Here is a 16,452-nt window from a genome sequence, read left to right on the forward strand (position 1 = left end):
TTGCTTTTGAGGTGTTGGCGGCGGTTGCGTACAGCGTGGACTGGACACCCGGTCGGCGGCACTGTAGGCAAAGCCCTGCCGACGTGACCGAGGGGAACGAACCAAAAACCCAGGCAGGGGACTGACAATCTCGGGGGCGGTGGGTGGTGCGTGGGGCTTGCGGCCGACGGGTTGGGCGTTAACGATCAGCGAACTGATGCACTAATCTCGCCGGTGTGGCGGGTCTGACGCAGGTGGCGAGCCGGTGGCCGCTGACGGGCAGGGATGAGGAGTTGGCCCGGTTTCGGCGGGCGTTGGGTGGTGCGTCGCTGGTGGTGGTGTGCGGGCCGCCGGGGGTTGGTAAGACGCGGTTTGCTGAGGAGTGCGTCGAGGTGGCGGAGGTGGGCGGGTGGCGGGGGGTGCGGGTGGCGGCCAGTCGGGCGGCGGCTGAGATTCCGTTGGGGGCGTTGGCGCTTTTGCTGCGGTCGGATTCGGTGGCGGAGCCGGATGCGGGGCGGTTGGCGGAGGTGGCGCGGCAGGATTTGGCGGCGTTGGCGGGGGAGGCGGGGTTGCTGGTTTTTGTTGATGACTTTCCGGCGTTGGATCGGTTGTCGTTGGGGTTGTTGTGTCAGCAGGCTGCGGCGGGGCGGATCTTGTTGGTGGGGACGGTGCGGAGTGGGGAGCCGATGCCGGATGCGTTGGCGGCGCTGTGGTCCGGGGATCGGACTGTTCGCATTGATCTCGCGGATCTGGATCGTGCGGGGATGGATGCGCTGTTGCATGAGGCGCTGGGGGACCAGGTGGAGTTCGGGGCTTCGACGGTCTTTTGGCAGGCGTGTCGTGGCAATCCGTTGTATTTGCGCGAGTTGTTGTTCGGTGCGGCGGCTGATGGGACGTTGAGCAGGGAGGCCGGGGTGTGGCATCTGGTGGGTGAGCTGCCCAGCAGTCCTCGGTTGTTGGAGTTGGTCGGTGATCGGATTCGGGCGGTCGGGGGTGATGGCCGGGCGGTTCTGGACTTGTTGGCGTTGTGTCAGCCGCTGGGTCTTGATGAGCTGGCGACGGTGCGGCCGATCGAGGCGTTGGAGGAGTTGGAATCCAGTGGCCTGATTCAGGTGCGGACGGATCGTCGGCGGCATGAGGTCACGCTTGCGCATCCTGTGTATGCCCAGGTGTTGCAGAGTTCGATGACGCGCATTCGGGCGCGGGCGACGCTTACCGGGCAGGCGTTGCGGGTTGAGGAGCATGGGCTGCGGCGTCGTGAGGATCCGTTGCGGGTGGCGACGTGGAGGCTCGCGGCGACCGGTACGGCGGATGCGAAGCTGTTGTTGCGGGCTGGGCGGTTGGCGCGGCATACGGCGGACCATGCGGGGTTGGAGCGGTTGGCTCGCGGGGCGCTGGCTGCTGAGGACAGTGTTGAAGCTCGGGTGCTGCTCAGTGAGGCGTTGCACGCGCAGTGTCGGTCCGAGGAGGCTGATGGTGTGCTGGCGGCGGCGACCGAGTTGGCCGCGCCGGATTCGTTGCGGCAGCGGTTGGCCCAGGCTCGGGCGATTGTGGTGGGCTGGGGGCTTGGTCGGCTCGATGACGGCATTGCGATTCTTGATGCCGCGTGCCGAGAGTTGCCCGAGCCGTTGCATGGCGAGTTGTCGGCGCTTGCGGCGATGCAGCTGGCGTTTGCTGAGCAGCCGGTTTTGGCGCTGGCGCGGTTTGCGGCGCCGGCGGTTGACGCGCGGCCGTCTCGCCTGCGGGCGATCGCGGAGGCGTATGCGCTTGCGTCCACGGGGGCCTGCGAACGTGCGGAGGCGGTGCTTGTCGGGAGCAGACGGCCGTGGGCAACTGATGAACCCGAGTCGATGTTTGTGCATCAGGGTTCGGAGCTCATGGCTGAGGCCTTGGTGGACTATGCGGCGGGGCGTCTGCTTAAGGCGGCTGCGGCGATGACGCAAGCGCTGCACTATGCGGTGGAGGATGGTCTGGCTCAGGCGCAGGCGAGCTATTCGTGGCTGCTCGGCCGGATTCTGTTGGCGTCAGGGCGGCCGAGGGCGGCTGCGCGGTGGGCTCGGGATGGGATCGCGGTGGCGAGGGCGCGTGGGTTGGTCGGGCCCGGCTATCTGGCGACGGCTTGTCTGGCTACTGCGTTGGCCCAGGTTGGCGATGCCGAGCAGGCGATGAAGGCCGTTGAGGAACTCAGTGCTCTGCCGTCGTCGGTGGGCATGGTCGCGCAGGCGCGTGCGTGGGCGGCGGCTGTTGGTGGCGATGCTACGCGGGGTAGTCGGATCTTGTTGGACGCTGCGTATGAGGCTGCTGAGCAGGAGCGACGGGCCACGTGTATTGAGCTGTTGCACGATGCGGCGAGGCTGGGCGCTGCGTCGCAGGCTCGGTCGCTGCTGCGGGACGTGGCAGTCCATTGCGATCAGACGACTGTTGGTGTGCGGGCAGCCTACGTGTCGGCGCTTGCGGATCAGGATCCTGTCGGGCTTCAGGCTGCGGTCGAGCAGTTTGCCGAGTCGGGCATGATGCTCGCTGCTGCCGAGGCTGCGTCGGCGGCCGCTGCCGCGTGGCAGGAGCGTGGAGGGTCGCGCCAGGCGGCGTTGGCTGCGGCGCGGGCGGCTGAGTTGGCGGCGTTGTGTGAAGGTGCGCAGACTCCGTTGCTGGTGGTGCAGGCGCGTTCGGTCGGCACGTTGACACAGCGGGAGTCGGAGATCTGCCGTTTGGCTGCGGAGGGGATGGCCAGTCGGACCATTGCCGAGCAGCTGTTTCTGTCCGTGCGGACAGTCAACAATCATTTGCAGAATGCTTATACAAAGCTGGGTGTCGCCAGCCGGGTGGAGCTTGTCAGTGTGCTTGCTGGTTGACGTCCGGGGGTTCGACCACCGCATCGCGGAAGCTCTCGATGCGTTCGATGGCCTGCGTCAACTCCTCGCCGCTGACGCCTAGGTCCCGGAGGACGCCCACGAGGTGGCCGCTCATCGCGTCGAAGTCGGCCTCGTGTATTGCCAGTCCCTCGTGGGCTTCGGCCAGGTGGCGGCCGCCGTAGAGGTCGGGGCCGCCGAGTGCCATGGCGAGGAAGGAGCGTTGGTGGGCGGCCAGGCGTTCGACGTCCACGTCCGAGAAGAAGCCCTTGAGCGTGGGATCGGCCAGCACTCGGCGGTAGAAGACGTCGACCACCGTGCGCAGGGTGCGAGCTCCGCCGATCGAGTCGTAGACGCCCATCTCGTGCTCCTGTCACCGGCGTTGCGCAATGGTCTGTCGAGCAAGTCAAACGCCCGGGGTGGGCGACCACCTGAGTAATCGTTGCTCAGGTGCGGCGGCTCCCCGTCGACGACAGTGAAGTTGTCCGAGAACGACAGCACTGCACAGTCATCGAGGGGAACCCTAATGCAACTCCGTCGTACCGCCGTCGCCCTCACCATCGCGACACTCGGCGCCACGCTGCTCAGCTCCGCGCCGGCACAGGCCGGGATCAAAGTGCCGCAGACTCCGCAGGCCGGCGTCATCATTCACGACGTGGCCGGCTATCCGCCCGGCCCGACCCGGGGTGGTGCGGCTGCCGAGTGATTCGCTTCGCGCAACGCGAGACAGGTTAAGTAGAACGCGTTACAGTTCCGCCATGAGCCTGCCCTCATCGGTCACTTCCGAACTGCTGGAGAAGCTCACCGGCATGGTCGTGTCCACCAGCGGTCGCACGTACTCCGTGACCGAGGTGTACACCGGTGACAAGGTCGCGGATCTGCCCCAGTCCGATCCGGGCGATGTGCAGCTGGCCTACGCGGCGGCGCGGAAGGCGCAGGCGGTGTGGGCGTCGTGGCCGCTCAAGCGGCGGATCGGCGTGATGAAGCGGTTCCACGAGCTGCTGTTGGGCCACGGCCTGGTCGTCGCCGACCTGATGCAGGTGGAGACCGGCAAAGCGCGCCGGATGGCGTTCGAAGAGACCTGCGACGTGTTGATGGTGACCAGCCACTACATCAAGGCGGCACCGCGCATCCTGAAGGAGAGGAAGCACGGGGGCGTGGTGCCGCTCGTTTCCACGTCGACCGAGGTGCGTCGGCCCAAGGGTGTCGTCGGCCTGATCTCGCCGTGGAACTTTCCGTTCGCCACCAGCTTGTCCGACGCGATGCCGGCGCTGATCGCGGGGAACGGTGTTGTGCTGAAGCCGGACAACAAGTCGACGTTGAACGTCGCCTACGGCGTCGGCCTGTTGTACGAGGCCGGGATGCCGGACGGACTGGTCCAGATCGTGTGCGGTGAGGGCCCTGATATCGGCGCCACGCTGGTTGAGAACGCCGACTACGTCATGTTCACCGGCTCCACGGCGACCGGCCGGGTGATCGGCGCGCAGGCCGGCCGGCACCTGGTCGGCTGCACGCTCGAACTCGGCGGCAAGAACCCGCTGATCGTCCTGGACGACGCCGACCTGGACGAAGTGATCGCCGGCACCGTCATGGCCGCCTTTCTGAACACCGGCCAGGCCTGCATGCACATCGAACGGATCTACGTCTCCGAGCGACGCAAGGACGAGTTCACCAAGCGCTTCCTCGAAGCGGTCCGGGCGATCCGGGTCGAGGCCACCTACGATTTCGCGCCCGACATGGGATCGCTGGTCAGCGTCGGGCAGCGGGAACGCGTGCAGGCGCATGTGGAGGACGCCATCGCCAAGGGCGCGACGGTGCTCACCGGCGGCAAGCCGCGCCCCGATCTGGGCCCGGCGTTCTTCGAGCCGACCGTGCTCACCGACATCACCCCGACCATGCTGCTGGCGAAGGCGGAGACCTTCGGCCCGGTCACCGCCATATATCCGTATTCGAACGTCGACGAGGCGATCGCGATGGCCAACGACACCGAGTACGGGCTGAACGCCAGCGTGTGGGGCGGCGACCGCCGGGCCGCCGAAGCGGTCGGCCGCCGCATCGAGGCCGGCAACATCAACATCAACGACGGCCTGGCCGCCTCCTACGCCTCGAAGAAGAGTACGTCCGGCGGCTTCAAGGCCTCCGGCGTCGGCAGCCGCCACGGCGACGCCGGCATGCTCAAGTACACCGACGTCCAGAACGTGGCCGTGCTCAAGAAGCAGGTCCTGAGCAACCCGCCGGACACCGACTGGACCAAGCAGGTGGACAAGACCATCAAGGGTCTGCGATTCATGCGGAAGCTCGGTATCCGCTGACGTTCTGTCCCTCGGGGGCCGGCGGATACCGGCACCGTCGGCGGCAGCCCGATCGAAAAGCGATCGCGAACGGGTTCAGCCTTGACCAGGCTCCTGGCCGATCAGGCCCGAGTCTGCTGGCGGCAGCTCGCGATGAACCGCAACAGCCGTTCGTTGACCAGGTCGGGGCGCTCCAGGTTGAGTCCGTGGCCGGCGTGTTCGACGATCTCTGCCTGGACGCCCGGGATGAGTGCGGTGACGCGCTTCAGGACCTGGCGCGGGCGCAGCAGTGCGCTGCGTTTCCCCACCAGGACCAGGGTCGGTAGGGCGATCGACGCCAGCTCCTCGTCGGTGAACGGGCGGGCGGCGGGGCGGGTCTTGGGGCGGTAGCTCCGCATGCCCAGCATCAGTGGGGCGATCATTTCGCGGGGTGCGCTGAGGGCCGGGTTGGCGAGCAGGCGTCCTACGGCCGGTCGCAGGCGGCGCGGGGCGAGCATGCCGAACAGGCCGGCGATCATGTGGAAGTAGAAGCGGGCCGGGACCTTCTCGATGCCGCCGGGGTCCAGGGGTGCGATGGAGGCGAGGCGCTCGGGTGAGTGAATGGCCTGATTGAGGGTGAGCCAGCCGCCGTAGGAGAGCCCCACCAGGTGGACGCGGTCCAGTCCGAGGCCGCTCAGCACCTCGCCGAGCCAGGCGGCGTTCTCCTCCGAGCCGGTGGCGACGACGCGCTGGACGCTGCGGCCCGGGTCGTCCAGCGTGTCGATCGCGTAGACCGGGTGGTGCTCTCCCAGCGCGGCGATCTGCGGGGACCAGTTGGACGCGTGGCCCGCGTGGCCGTGGAGCAGCACGATCGGCTCGCCCGCGGCGGAGGCGGGACCGTAGCAGTGGACGTGGACAGTGCCGTAGCTGGTCTCGACGTCCACCGCGCGCCGAGGGCTCGGCCACAGCTCCATCGCCCGGTCGTACGCCTCAAGGAACTTCGCTCGGGCCTCCTCGCTCACGAAGTGGCCGACGCTCGTCCTGGTCATGATTCGCCCCTTCCTGCCCCTGAAACCGCAGCACTTGATGGTATGTTTGTACCACGAAAAAGTTTGGAGGGGTTGGATGCCGAAGCTGGCGGATCACGAGGAGCGCCGCGCGCACATCGTCGACGCGCTGCTCCGGACCGCCGCGAGCAGCGGGCTGCACGCGGTCACGATGCGGTCGGTCGCGATCGAGGCGGGGGTCTCGGTGCGGCTCGTGCAGTACTACTTCGACACGAAGGAGCAGTTGCTGCTCGCCGCGCTGACCCGGCTGGCGGCGCGGATGGGGGAGCGGGTCCGGGATCGGGTGCGGACCGCGGGTGCGTCGGCGCAGGGATCGTCGGCGCAGGGATCGTCGGCTTCAGCGACCGCGGCGCCGTCGCCCCGGGACATCGTCGAAGCGGTGCTCCTCGAAGCGGTCCCGACCGACGAGGAAGGCCGGACGTTCCACCTCGTCTACACCGAGTACGCCGTGCTCTCCGTCACCGATCCCGCGCTGGCCGGGCAGCCGTTCCTCGCGGGGCCGGCCGAGATGGAGGAGTTGCTGGCCGGTCAGCTCGCCGCCGCCCAGCAGGCCGGCGACGCCGATCCGCGGCTGGACGCCCGCCAGGAGGCGGTCATGCTGATGGCGGCGTCCGCCGGGCTCGGTCTCAGCGTGCTGCTGGGCCAGCGCTCGGCGGACGCCGCCATCAAGGTCCTGCGTTACCACCTGGGGCGGGTCTTCTCACCCCCGGCGTGACCGGCGGATCGGGCCGGGGCCCCGGTCACACCGGGACGTGCGCCCCCATGATCACGCTGCGGTCGGCGGGCAGCCGGAAGTAGTCGACCGGGCTGGCGGCGTTGTGCGCGACGGCCAGGAACAGCCGCTTGCGCCAGGCCCGCATCCCCTTGGCGTCGGTCCGGACGATCGCGATCCGCGACAGGAAGTAGGACACCGTGTCGAGGTCGATCCCCGCGAGTTCCCCGGCGTCCGGGTGCGCGGCGGCCTGGCGCATGATGCGCGGGACGTCGGGCTCGTCCTGGAAGCCGAGGCGCGCGGTGACGTGGATGATGCCGTCGTCGTGGTGGCCGAGGTCGTCGAAGACCAGGCGCTCGCTCACGGGGATGTGCGGGACCTTGGCCACCACCATGGACAGGATGACGACCGTCTTGTGCAGCGTGTGGTTGTGCTCGACGTTGGCGCGCAGGGCCAGCGGCGTGGTCTCGATGTTGGCGTTGAGGAACACCGCGACGCCGTCGACCCGGTGCACCGGCGGGTCCATGGCGTTGACCTCGTCGACGAAGGCGCGCAGCGGGCCCTCCAGCTCGGTGCGGTTCGGCGTGACGATCTCGCGGCCGCGGCGCCAGGTGCTCAGCACCGTGAACACGGCGGCGGCGACCAGCAGCGGCAGCCAGCCGCCGTGCACGACCTTGGTGAGGTTGGCGGCGAAGAAGGCGAGCTCGATGGTGAGGAAGACCAGCGCGCCGAGGGCGATCTTCCACGGCGCGGCGCCCTTCAGGACGCGGGCCACCGCCAGGAACAGGATCGTGTTGAGCATGAACGTGGCGGTCACCGCGACGCCGTAGGCCGAGGCCAGCGCGGCGGAGGACTCGAAGCCCAGCACCAGGATGGTGACCGTGCAGCACAGGAACCAGTTCACGGCCGGCACGTAGACCTGGCCGATCTCGTGCTCGGAGGTGTGGCGGATGGTCAGGTGCGGCAGGAAGCCCAGCTGCATGGCCTGCCGGGTGACACTGAACGCCCCGGATATGACGGCCTGCGAGGCGATCACGGTGGCCACCGTCGCGAGCAGCACCATCGGCAGCTGCGCCCAGCCCGGCATGAGCAGGAAGAAGGGGTTGGAGATGGTGGCGGGGCGGCGCAGGATCAGCGAGCCCTGGCCGAGGTAGTTCAGCGTCAGCGCGGGGAAGACGAGGAAGAACCACGCGCGGTGGATCGGCTTGCGCCCGAAGTGGCCCATGTCGGCGTAGAGGGCCTCGGCGCCGGTGACCGCCAGTACCACCGAGGCGAGCGCGACGAAGGCGACGACGCCGTGGTTCACCAGGAACTTGGCCCCGTAGAGGGGAGACAGGGCCTTGATGATGCTGGGGTGCGCCGCGACCTCCGCGCCGCCGGCCACCGCGATGATGAGGAACCAGACCGTCATCACCGGGCCGAACAGGCCGCCGACCAGCGCCGTGCCGAACTTCTGGATCGCGAACAGGCCGATGACGATGACGACGGTCAGCGGGACGATGTAGTCGCCGAGGCCCGGGGCCGAGACCTTGAGGCCCTCGACGGCCGACAGCACCGAGATGGCCGGGGTGATCATGCCGTCGCCGTAGAACAGCGACGCCCCGAGTATGCCGAGCGCGACGAGCAACAGCTTGGTCTTCGCCGAGCGGAAGTCCAGCTTCTGGATCAGCGCGGTGAGGGCCATGATGCCGCCCTCGCCGTCGTTGTCGGTGCGCAGGATGAAGGTCACGTACTTGACCGACACGATCAGTGTGATCGCCCAGAACACCAGCGACACCACGCCGTAGACGGCGTCCTGGGCGGTGCCGACCTGGCCGCCGTCGCTGTTGAAGATGGTCTGCATCGCGTACAGCGGGCTGGTGCCGATGTCGCCGAACACGACGCCGAGCGCGCCCAGCATCACCGCGGCGGCCCCGGCCCGGCCCGCGGCCCGGCGGCCGTCGCCGTGGGCGCCGTCCGCGTGGCCTGCGGCGTAGGCGGGAGCTGGCTGTGCGGGCGGGCCCGAAGAGTCAGTGATCACAAATCTGCGATCTTTACATGCGCGCAGGTCACGAGCAAACGCGGTCAAGCATGTGGAACGGGCGTGAGAAACTCGTGGGCGTCAGACGTTTTGTCCGTAGTGTCCGCGTTCCGTGAGAATCGCCCGCATCCCGCCGACGAGAATCCGCAGGCCGTGGTCGAAAACGACATCGGGGTCCAGGCCCGAGGCGGTCGCGGTCCGGAGCAGCGGGAAGGGCGTCACATCCGGGATCGCCCCGTCGCCGTGCTCCCGCGTGCCCTCGCGTTCCAGCGCCGACCCCGTGACGAAGTTGCTGATCGCCAAGATGCTGTGCAGGCTCTCCGCCGGCGTGAACCCCGCCGTTGTCAGGGCACTGACCATGGCCTCGATCCCGGGCAGCAGGTCCGGGGTGGGGCGGGTGCTCGCGGCCAGCCGCGCGGCGTCCCGGTGCTCGCCCAGGCCGCGGTAGAGGCGGGTGGTGCGCTCGACGAGCCACTCGTCCCAGGGCTGGCCGGGGCGCGGAACGCGGAGCTCCTCCGTGCTCATCGCGACCAGCATGTGGTCCAGCAGCTCCTGCTTGTTCTTGAAGTGCCAGTAGAGCGCCGGGGCCTGCACGTCCAGGTCCTTGGCCAGCCGGCGCATGGACAGGCCGTCCAGGCCGACCTCGTCCAGGAGCTTGATGGCGGCGTCGACGATCGCTTCGCGTTCCAGCTTCACCTTGACAGTTTAACGATGTTCAGGTCATGCTTAACACTGTTAAATTGAACGCCGTTAAGGAGTGGTGACATGCAGGTCGTGGTGGTCGGGGGCGGACCGGTCGGGCTGATGGTCGCGTGCGAGCTGCGCTTGTCCGGGGTCGAGACGGTGGTACTGGAGCGGCTGACCGAGGTCGACCAGCGGGCCAAGGCCGGGGCGATCCAGGGCCGCGGGGTGGAGGCGCTGGACCGGCGCGGGCTGGGCGACCGGCTGCGCGCGCTCGGCGGGGAGCAGCTGCGCCAGTTCGTGGAGCGGCTGCGGGCGAACGGCCTGCGCGGCCACTTCGCCGGGATGTGGGTCCTGCGGGAGAGCGACTACGGCGAGGAGCGGATGCTGCCGGTCCCGCAGCAGGCGCTGGAGGCCGTGCTTGCCGAGCGCGCCGCCGAGCTGGGCGTCGAGGTGCGGCGCGGACAGGTGCTGCACGGCTGGGAGCAGGACGCCGACGGCGTCACCCTGACCTTGCAGGGCCCTGACTCCGACGAGCCCTACGAGCTGCGCGCCGACTGGCTGGTCGGCGCCGACGGCGGCCGCTCGACGGTGCGCAAGGGCGGCTCCTTCGCCTTCCCCGGCACCGACGGCGTGATCACCGGCTATCAGGCGATAGCCGACATCGACGACCCCGAGTTCCTGCCGCGCGGCTGGAACCGCACCGCCACCGGCTTCGCGGTCAACGGCCCCACCCCGGGCCGCCTGCTGCTGGTCGAGTTCGACGGCCCGCCGGCCGACCGGGACGCGCCGGTCACGGTCGAGGAGTTCCAAGGTGCGCTGCGCCGGATCAGCGGCGCCGACGTCACCGTGCACTCCGTGTCCTCGGTGACCCGCTTCACCGACAACGCGCGCCAGGCCGACACCTACCGCGAGGGCCGCGTGCTGCTGGCCGGCGACGCCGCGCACATCCACTCCCCGTTCGGCGGCCAGGGCCTGAACCTGGGCCTGGGCGACGCGGTCAACCTGGGCTGGAAGCTCGCCCTGGTGGCGCGGGGCCGGGCCCCCGAGGCGCTGCTCGACACCTACACCGCCGAGCGCCACCCGGTGGCCGAGCGGGTGCTGGACAACACCCGCGCCCAGGTCGCGCTGATGCGGCCCGGCCCGCACACCGACGCCCTGCGCGGCATCTTCACCAAGCTGCTGGAACAGGACGACGCCAACCGCTGGCTGACCGACCTGATGGGCGGCAACGACCTGCGCTACGACTTCGGCGCGAAGACCGACCTGATCGGCCGGTTCTGCCCCGACCTGGAGGTGGGGACCGCCGACGGCCCGGTGCGCCTGGCCGAGCTCCAGCGGTCCGGGCGCGGGCAGGTGCTCGTGTTCGACGCCGATGAGCGGTGGGGCGAGACGGCCGCCGGGTGGGCCGACCGCGTCGACGTCACCTACGGCACCTGCGCGGACGCCCCCTCCGGGGCGCTGCTGGTCCGGCCCGACGGCTTCGCGGCCTGGACGGCGGAGTCCGAGGAGCCGCTGGCGGACGCGCTCACCCGCTGGTTCGGTCCGGCAGTCCGGTGAACGCATAACAAACGCATAGCGAAAACAGAACACTGAGGGGCCGACCGCCGGGTCGGCCCCTCAGTGCCGTGTAACGACTACCGGCCATCGGCGCGTCTTTCACAGGAAACGTATTCGTTCTTCGACCTTAAGACTTTCCCAGCGGCTACCATCGAAAATCTGCTCGGCGCGCGTGGCGGCCGCCGGCTCGGTGCGGCGGTTCCCTCCTCGGTGCCCAGGAGTGTGTCAGAGTGTTGCGATTCGGAGTCCTCGGGCCCCTGGAAGTGCATGCCGAGGGACGTCGGGTGGACGTCCCCGGGGCCAAGCTGCGGGCGCTGCTGGCGGTGCTGCTGTTCCACGCCGGCGAGCCGGTGCCGGCCGCCACGCTGCGGCAGGCGCTGTGGGGCGACCGGCCGCCGGCCAGCGCGACCGCGTCGTTGCAGAACCACGTGGCGCGGCTGCGGCGGCTGCTGGAGGCGGCGGAGCCACCCGGACCGGCCGGACCACCCGGATCGCCCGGACCACCCGGACCACCCGGGCCGGGTGATCCGGGCGATCCGGGCGATCCGGCCGGAGCGGGCTCGTCGAGCGGAGGCGACGAGACGACCGGGATCGGGATCGGGAGCGGGATCGGCGTCGGTATCGAGACGAGAATGGGAGCTGGGACCAGAGCTGGGACCAGGACTGGTCCCGGGGCCGGGACTGCGACTGGCGGAATCAGCACCCGAATCAGCACCGCCGAGGAGCCGCCCGGCGCCCGCCACCCGGCCCGCATCGACGCCGTCGGCTCGGCCTACCGGATCCGCGTGGCCGAGGGCGAACTCGACGCCGCCGTCTTCACCCGCCTCGCCGGCTACGCGCGCCAGGCCCACCAGGCCGACGACTGGCCCGCCGTCGGCCGGTGGACGACCGAGGCGCTGGTGCTGTGGCGCGGCACCCCGGTCTCCGACACTCCCGTCGACCTGCTCGGACCCGCGGTGCGCGAACTCGTGGAGATCCGCCTGGAGACCCTGGAGTGGTACTTCGACGCGGCGCTGCGGCTCGGGCGCCACGAGGGACTCGTGTCCCGGCTGACGAAGGCCACGGGCGAACACCCGCTGCGCGAGGGCCTGCACGTCCAGCTGATGGAGGCCCTGCACCGGTCCGGCGGCCGCGCCGAGGCGCTGGAGGTTTTCCGGCGGCTGCGACGCGCGCTGGTCGACGAGCTGGGCATCGAGCCGTCGGCCGTGGCGCGGGAGACGCAGCGGCGCATCCTCGCCGCCGACGGGGATGCGCCATCTGTTCCGCTTCCGCCGACAGCGCAGGCCGACCCGGAGCCCGCTCATCAGGGGCCTGCCATCACGGTGCCCGAGCGCGCGCCCGAGCCTTCGACCCGGACCACGGACGTCCCGGATCCGGCGTCCGACGGCGAAGCGGCGTCCGTCACCGCCGTCACCGCCGTCGCCGCTGCCGTCGCCACCGCCGCAGCGGCCGGCACCGTGACTGCGTCCACCGCCCCCGCACCCACTCCCGCCGACGACCCCGACCAGCCCCCGCCCACCCCGGCCAACCTGCCCCGCGACATCACCGGCTTCACCGGCCGCGACGCGGAGACCGCCGGCCTGCTCGACGCCGTCGCCACCGCCGCCGCGCACCGGTCCTCGCCCGGCGCGACCGCGCCGATCTTCAGCATCGACGGCATGCCCGGCGTCGGCAAAAGCGCGTTCGCCGTGCACCTGGCGCACCGCCTCGCCCCGGAGTTCCCGGACGGCCAGCTCCACCTCGCCCTCCAGGGCCACACCCCCGGCGCGCAGCCGATGAACGCCGCCGACGCCGCGGCCGCGCTGCTGCTCCAGGTCGGCGTCCCGCCGGAACGGATCCCGGCCGATCCGGCGGCGCGCGCCGGGCTGTGGCGCGCACGGCTGGCCGGCAAGCGCATGCTGCTCCTGCTCGACGACGTGGCGAACAGCGACCAGGTCCGGCCGCTGCTGCCCGGGTTCGGCGCCGGCGGCTGCCTGGTGCTGCTGACCAGCCGGCGCCGGCTGATGGCGCTGGACGACGCCGTGCCGGTGACACTCGACGTGCTCAGCGCCGACGACGCCGCGCGGCTGTTCGCGGTGCGCGCGGCGCGCGCCGGGGTGGGCGCCGACGACCCGGGGGTCCGGGAGGTCGTGCGCCTGTGCGGACGGCTGCCGCTGGCCGTGCATCTGATGGCCTCGCGCCTGCGGCACTACCCGGTGTGGCAGACCGCCGACCTGGTCGCCGACCTGGCCGAGGCGAACCGCCGGATGACCGCGCTCAGCGCCGAGGACGTCTCGGTGTCGGCGGTGTTCGCCTGCTCCTATCGCGACCTGGCCCCGGAGCGGCAGCGGTTGTTCCGGCTGCTCGGGCTGCCGCCGGGCGACGACATCGAGCCCTACGCGGCGGCGGCGCTGAGCGGCGTGGAACCGGCGCAGGCGTGGCTGGCGCTGCGGGATCTGGAGGAGCGGCACCTGGTGGAGGAGCCGGTGCGGGGCCGGTACCGGATGCACGATCTGCTGCGCGAGCACGCGCGGTCGCTGGCGACCGTGGACGAGTTGGAGACCCGGGAGTCGGCGGTGCGGCGGCTGCTGCACCACTACCTGGCCACGGCGGTCGCGGCCGACCGGCTGCTCGCGCCCGGCGGCCACGCCGACCGTCCGCGGCTGCTGGAGCGGCTGTCGGTCGACCGCCGGGCCCGGGGCGCCGTGCCGCTGCGCGACGAGGCGGAGGCAGTGGCCTGGTTCACTGCTGAGTCGGCCAACGTACTGGCGCTGACCGAAGCGGCCGCGTCCGAACATCCGGCCGAGATTGTGGCGCTGGCGACGGCCTTCTACGAGTTCCTGCGGGGACGGAGCCAATGGGGACCGGCGTGGACGTTGAACCGGCTCGCCCTGGCGGCGGCGCGGCGAACGCGCGACGTGCGGGGCGAGGCGGCGACGCTGCTGCGCGGCGGTGTCCTGCAACGCTATCTGGGTGCTTTCCGCGACGGCGAGAAGGACCTGATGCAGGCGTGGGAGATGTACCGCACGATGGACGAGCCGGCGGCGCAGGCCTGGGCGCTCGCCGAGGTCGGCGATGTGCGGCGGGTGCTGGGGGAGTACGCCGCCGCCGAGGCGGACCTCCGGGAGGCGCACGCGCTGTACGAGCGTCTCGGGGACCGCATCGGGCAGGCGCAGACGCTGGTCACGCGGGCCCACATCCAGCAGATGCTGGGGGAGTACGCCGCCGCGACGGAGAACCTCGGTACGGCGTTGCTGCTGTACCGGGAGGTCGGCCACCGGCGCGGGCAGGCCAACGCGTTGGCGCATCTCGGCGACCTGAACCAGTCGATGGGCCGGTACGGCGACGCCGAGGAGATGCATCTTCAGGCTTTGGGGCTGTTCCGCGCGATCGACAGCCGGCTCGGGCAAGCCAATGCCCTGATTGACATGGCCTACGTCCAGCGCCTCACCGGCCGCTACGCCGCCGCCGCCGAAGCGCTCACCTCGGCGCTGGAGCTGCTGCACACCGACACGATGCCGTTGGGGACGGCCAACGCGCTGTTCCAGTTGGCGTGTGTGCGCCTCGCCACCGGCGACGCGACGGCGGCCGCGGCGTTGCTGACCGAATCACTGGCGTTGTGCCGGGCGATGGGCAGCCGCCCCGGGGAGGCGCACGTCCTGCTGCACCGGGGTGCCGTGGACCGCAAGCTCGGCAAGCTGGACGAGGCCCGGAGCCACATGGTCGAGGCGCTGAGCCTTTTCACAGCGCTCGACGACCGGGCCGGGCAGGCCGAGGCCCACAACATGATCGGGTTCCTCGCCGACGATCGAGGCGATCCCGGTGAGGCGCGGGCGCATCACGAGTCCGCGTTGGAGATCGCCAAAGCGATCGGGGCCCCGCTGGAGGAGGCGCGCGCGTTGGAGGGGATCGGCGTGAGCCATTGGCGGCAAGGCCGTGCGGACCTGGCGCGGCCGGGATTGGCGGAGTCGCTGGCGATCCATCGGCGGTTGCGGGACGCGGAGACGGGACGGGTCGAACGCCGACTGCTCGATGTCGGATAAGGGGCCGATGATCGGTAGCATGCACTGATGATCGACTACAGCGGGTTCGCCGGCCGTCTCGCCGCGTGCGAGGACCGGGCCGCGCGCTGGGATCTCCTGCGTGAAGTGCAGCGGGAGTGGGGGTTCGTCGGGGCGGGGAATGTCTGGGAGCCGCGGACGGAGTGGCCGCCGGCGGACATGACCGGTGACTCCGAGCCCGAGGACGAGGAGTTCGAGGGCTTCGACGAGGCCGACGAGGACTACGGGTACGCCGCGGTGGTGCCGCCGGCGATCAACGAGTGGTACGCGCTGGCGGAGAACTCCTTCAGCCAGATGCCGTTCCTGTACTGGACGCATCCGATGGACCGGCCGTGCCGCTACCCCGATGCGCGCACCGTCTTTTACTTGCGCAAGCACGACATCGCCGAGGACGTGATCCCGCCGTTCCACGGCATATTCATGGCCGAGTACGAGGCCTGTTTCAGTTGGGGATACCGGGAGTCCGACGCCATGAAGGACGACGACCCGCCGGTCTACGTCCTGAACTACGCGCGCCCGGAGTGGGAGCTCGCCGAGGACCTCGCGGACGGCCCCGACGATCCCCGGTGCATGGAGCTGACCGCTCGCAGCATCACGGAGTGGGCTCTGGCGTTCGCGATGGTCAACATTCCGTTCTCGGCGCAGCACGTGCTCTCCACACTGCGGGCCGAGCCCGAGAAGGGCGATCCGGGCGTGTTCGACGCCGCGGCTGTCGCGCAGCACACCATCGCCGATTACAGCACCCTGACCGACGACCAGCGCGCTCGCCTTGACGAGGCGTACCCGTCGCTCGGATTCCTGACGTGGCAGGACTTCGGCGCCAACCAGCTTCGCGGCGGTCCCGACGTGGTCCTGAACCACAAGACGGATCCCGACGACCCGGACGCCAACGGGAGCCTGTCGATCGCGGCTCGCACGCCCGAGGCGATGGCTGCGGTGGTCGAGCGGCTGGGGCTGGACGACAACACGCCTCCCGAGATCTAGCGTTCCCGAGGGAACCGGTCGGAGACGGATTCCGCTCCTGGGCTTTCGCCTGGTTAGCACGAGCCGAAGCTCTCAGGCCCGGATCAGAGCGACGAAGCACTCTGACCCTGCCCTACCTTAGGGACGTTATAGATACGAAGTATCCGTTTCCTGCGCACCGGGAGGCGCACCCGACAGCATTCCGGATCGGGTGCGCCTTTGTCGAGCCGATTCCGGCCTACTGCTCGGCCTACTGCTCGATCTGCTCTACCTACTGCCCGACCTACTGCCCGATCTACTGCCCGATCTAC

11 protein-coding genes are annotated in these 16,452 nt (G+C 70.2%); 7 read left to right on the forward strand and 4 right to left on the reverse strand.

Annotated features, from left to right (window positions below; translation table 11 throughout):
• Positions 1 to 215: 215 nt before the first annotated feature.
• Positions 216 to 2,831: a helix-turn-helix transcriptional regulator gene (locus ABD481_RS18105; protein ID WP_344666853.1), complete on the forward strand. Its 2,616-nt coding sequence runs from the start codon at positions 216 to 218 to the stop codon at positions 2,829 to 2,831.
• On the opposite strand, the gene ABD481_RS18110 is transcribed toward ABD481_RS18105, so the two are convergent.
• Positions 2,812 to 3,189, reverse strand: coding sequence for a group I truncated hemoglobin (locus ABD481_RS18110; protein ID WP_344666854.1), 378 nt, complete (start codon positions 3,187 to 3,189; stop codon positions 2,812 to 2,814). The two genes, ABD481_RS18105 and ABD481_RS18110, sit on opposite strands and share 20 nt — an antisense overlap.
• Positions 3,190 to 3,354: 165 nt before the next feature.
• Here ABD481_RS18110 and ABD481_RS18115 point away from each other — a divergent pair, with 165 nt between their 5' ends.
• Positions 3,355 to 3,534, forward strand: coding sequence for a hypothetical protein (locus ABD481_RS18115; RefSeq protein ID WP_344666855.1), 180 nt, complete (start codon positions 3,355 to 3,357; stop codon positions 3,532 to 3,534).
• Between the two features lie 52 nt (positions 3,535 to 3,586).
• The gene (locus ABD481_RS18120) at positions 3,587 to 5,140 is read left to right on the forward strand and encodes a succinic semialdehyde dehydrogenase (protein WP_344666856.1); all 1,554 of its coding nucleotides are present in this window, start codon (positions 3,587 to 3,589) and stop codon (positions 5,138 to 5,140) included.
• 101 nt (positions 5,141 to 5,241) lie between these two features.
• On the opposite strand, the gene ABD481_RS18125 is transcribed toward ABD481_RS18120, so the two are convergent.
• The gene (locus ABD481_RS18125; RefSeq protein ID WP_344666857.1) at positions 5,242 to 6,147 is read right to left on the reverse strand and encodes an alpha/beta fold hydrolase; all 906 of its coding nucleotides are present in this window, start codon (positions 6,145 to 6,147) and stop codon (positions 5,242 to 5,244) included.
• 76 nt (positions 6,148 to 6,223) lie between these two features.
• Here ABD481_RS18125 and ABD481_RS18130 point away from each other — a divergent pair, with 76 nt between their 5' ends.
• The gene (locus ABD481_RS18130; RefSeq protein WP_344666858.1) at positions 6,224 to 6,880 is read left to right on the forward strand and encodes a TetR/AcrR family transcriptional regulator; all 657 of its coding nucleotides are present in this window, start codon (positions 6,224 to 6,226) and stop codon (positions 6,878 to 6,880) included.
• Positions 6,881 to 6,905: 25 nt separating this feature from the next.
• On the opposite strand, the gene ABD481_RS18135 is transcribed toward ABD481_RS18130, so the two are convergent.
• Positions 6,906 to 8,777, reverse strand: coding sequence for a potassium transporter Kup (locus tag ABD481_RS18135; RefSeq protein ID WP_425559212.1), 1,872 nt, complete (start codon positions 8,775 to 8,777; stop codon positions 6,906 to 6,908).
• A 201-nt stretch (positions 8,778 to 8,978) separates the two neighbouring features.
• Positions 8,979 to 9,593, reverse strand: a complete 615-nt coding sequence (locus tag ABD481_RS18140; protein ID WP_344666860.1) for a TetR family transcriptional regulator — start codon at positions 9,591 to 9,593, stop codon at positions 8,979 to 8,981.
• A gap of 69 nt (positions 9,594 to 9,662) precedes the next feature.
• On the opposite strand from ABD481_RS18140, the gene ABD481_RS18145 reads away from it, so the two are divergent.
• The 3 genes from ABD481_RS18145 to ABD481_RS18155 all read left to right on the forward strand — a co-directional run bounded on the left by ABD481_RS18145 (position 9,663) and on the right by ABD481_RS18155 (position 16,162).
• Entirely contained in the window at positions 9,663 to 11,138 is a 1,476-nt protein-coding gene (locus ABD481_RS18145) for an FAD-dependent monooxygenase (protein WP_344666861.1), read from the forward strand.
• 284 nt (positions 11,139 to 11,422) lie between these two features.
• Positions 11,423 to 15,160, forward strand: a complete 3,738-nt coding sequence (locus ABD481_RS18150; protein WP_344666862.1) for an AfsR/SARP family transcriptional regulator — start codon at positions 11,423 to 11,425, stop codon at positions 15,158 to 15,160.
• A 27-nt stretch (positions 15,161 to 15,187) separates the two neighbouring features.
• On the forward strand, positions 15,188 to 16,162 hold the full coding sequence (locus ABD481_RS18155) for a hypothetical protein (RefSeq protein WP_344666863.1): 975 nt from the start codon (positions 15,188 to 15,190) through the stop codon (positions 16,160 to 16,162).
• Positions 16,163 to 16,452: the final 290 nt, after the last annotated feature.

This window comes from Catenulispora yoronensis (assembly GCF_039531695.1).
Taxonomy (GTDB): Bacteria; Actinomycetota; Actinomycetes; order Streptomycetales; family Catenulisporaceae; genus Catenulispora; species Catenulispora yoronensis.

What these genes read in the sequence shown, in the direction of transcription:
- ABD481_RS18135 (WP_425559212.1), bottom strand. Translation starts at nt 8,777, where the DNA reads ATGCTGGGCGCGCTCGGCGTCGTGTTCGGCGACATCGGCACCAGCCCG.
- ABD481_RS18155 (WP_344666863.1), top strand. Translation starts at nt 15,188, where the DNA reads ATGATCGACTACAGCGGGTTCGCCGGCCGTCTCGCCGCGTGCGAGGAC.
- ABD481_RS18125 (WP_344666857.1), bottom strand. Translation starts at nt 6,147, where the DNA reads ATGACCAGGACGAGCGTCGGCCACTTCGTGAGCGAGGAGGCCCGAGCG.
- ABD481_RS18110 (WP_344666854.1), bottom strand. Translation starts at nt 3,189, where the DNA reads ATGGGCGTCTACGACTCGATCGGCGGAGCTCGCACCCTGCGCACGGTG.
- ABD481_RS18145 (WP_344666861.1), top strand. Translation starts at nt 9,663, where the DNA reads ATGCAGGTCGTGGTGGTCGGGGGCGGACCGGTCGGGCTGATGGTCGCG.
- ABD481_RS18120 (WP_344666856.1), top strand. Translation starts at nt 3,587, where the DNA reads ATGAGCCTGCCCTCATCGGTCACTTCCGAACTGCTGGAGAAGCTCACC.
- ABD481_RS18130 (WP_344666858.1), top strand. Translation starts at nt 6,224, where the DNA reads ATGCCGAAGCTGGCGGATCACGAGGAGCGCCGCGCGCACATCGTCGAC.
- ABD481_RS18115 (WP_344666855.1), top strand. Translation starts at nt 3,355, where the DNA reads ATGCAACTCCGTCGTACCGCCGTCGCCCTCACCATCGCGACACTCGGC.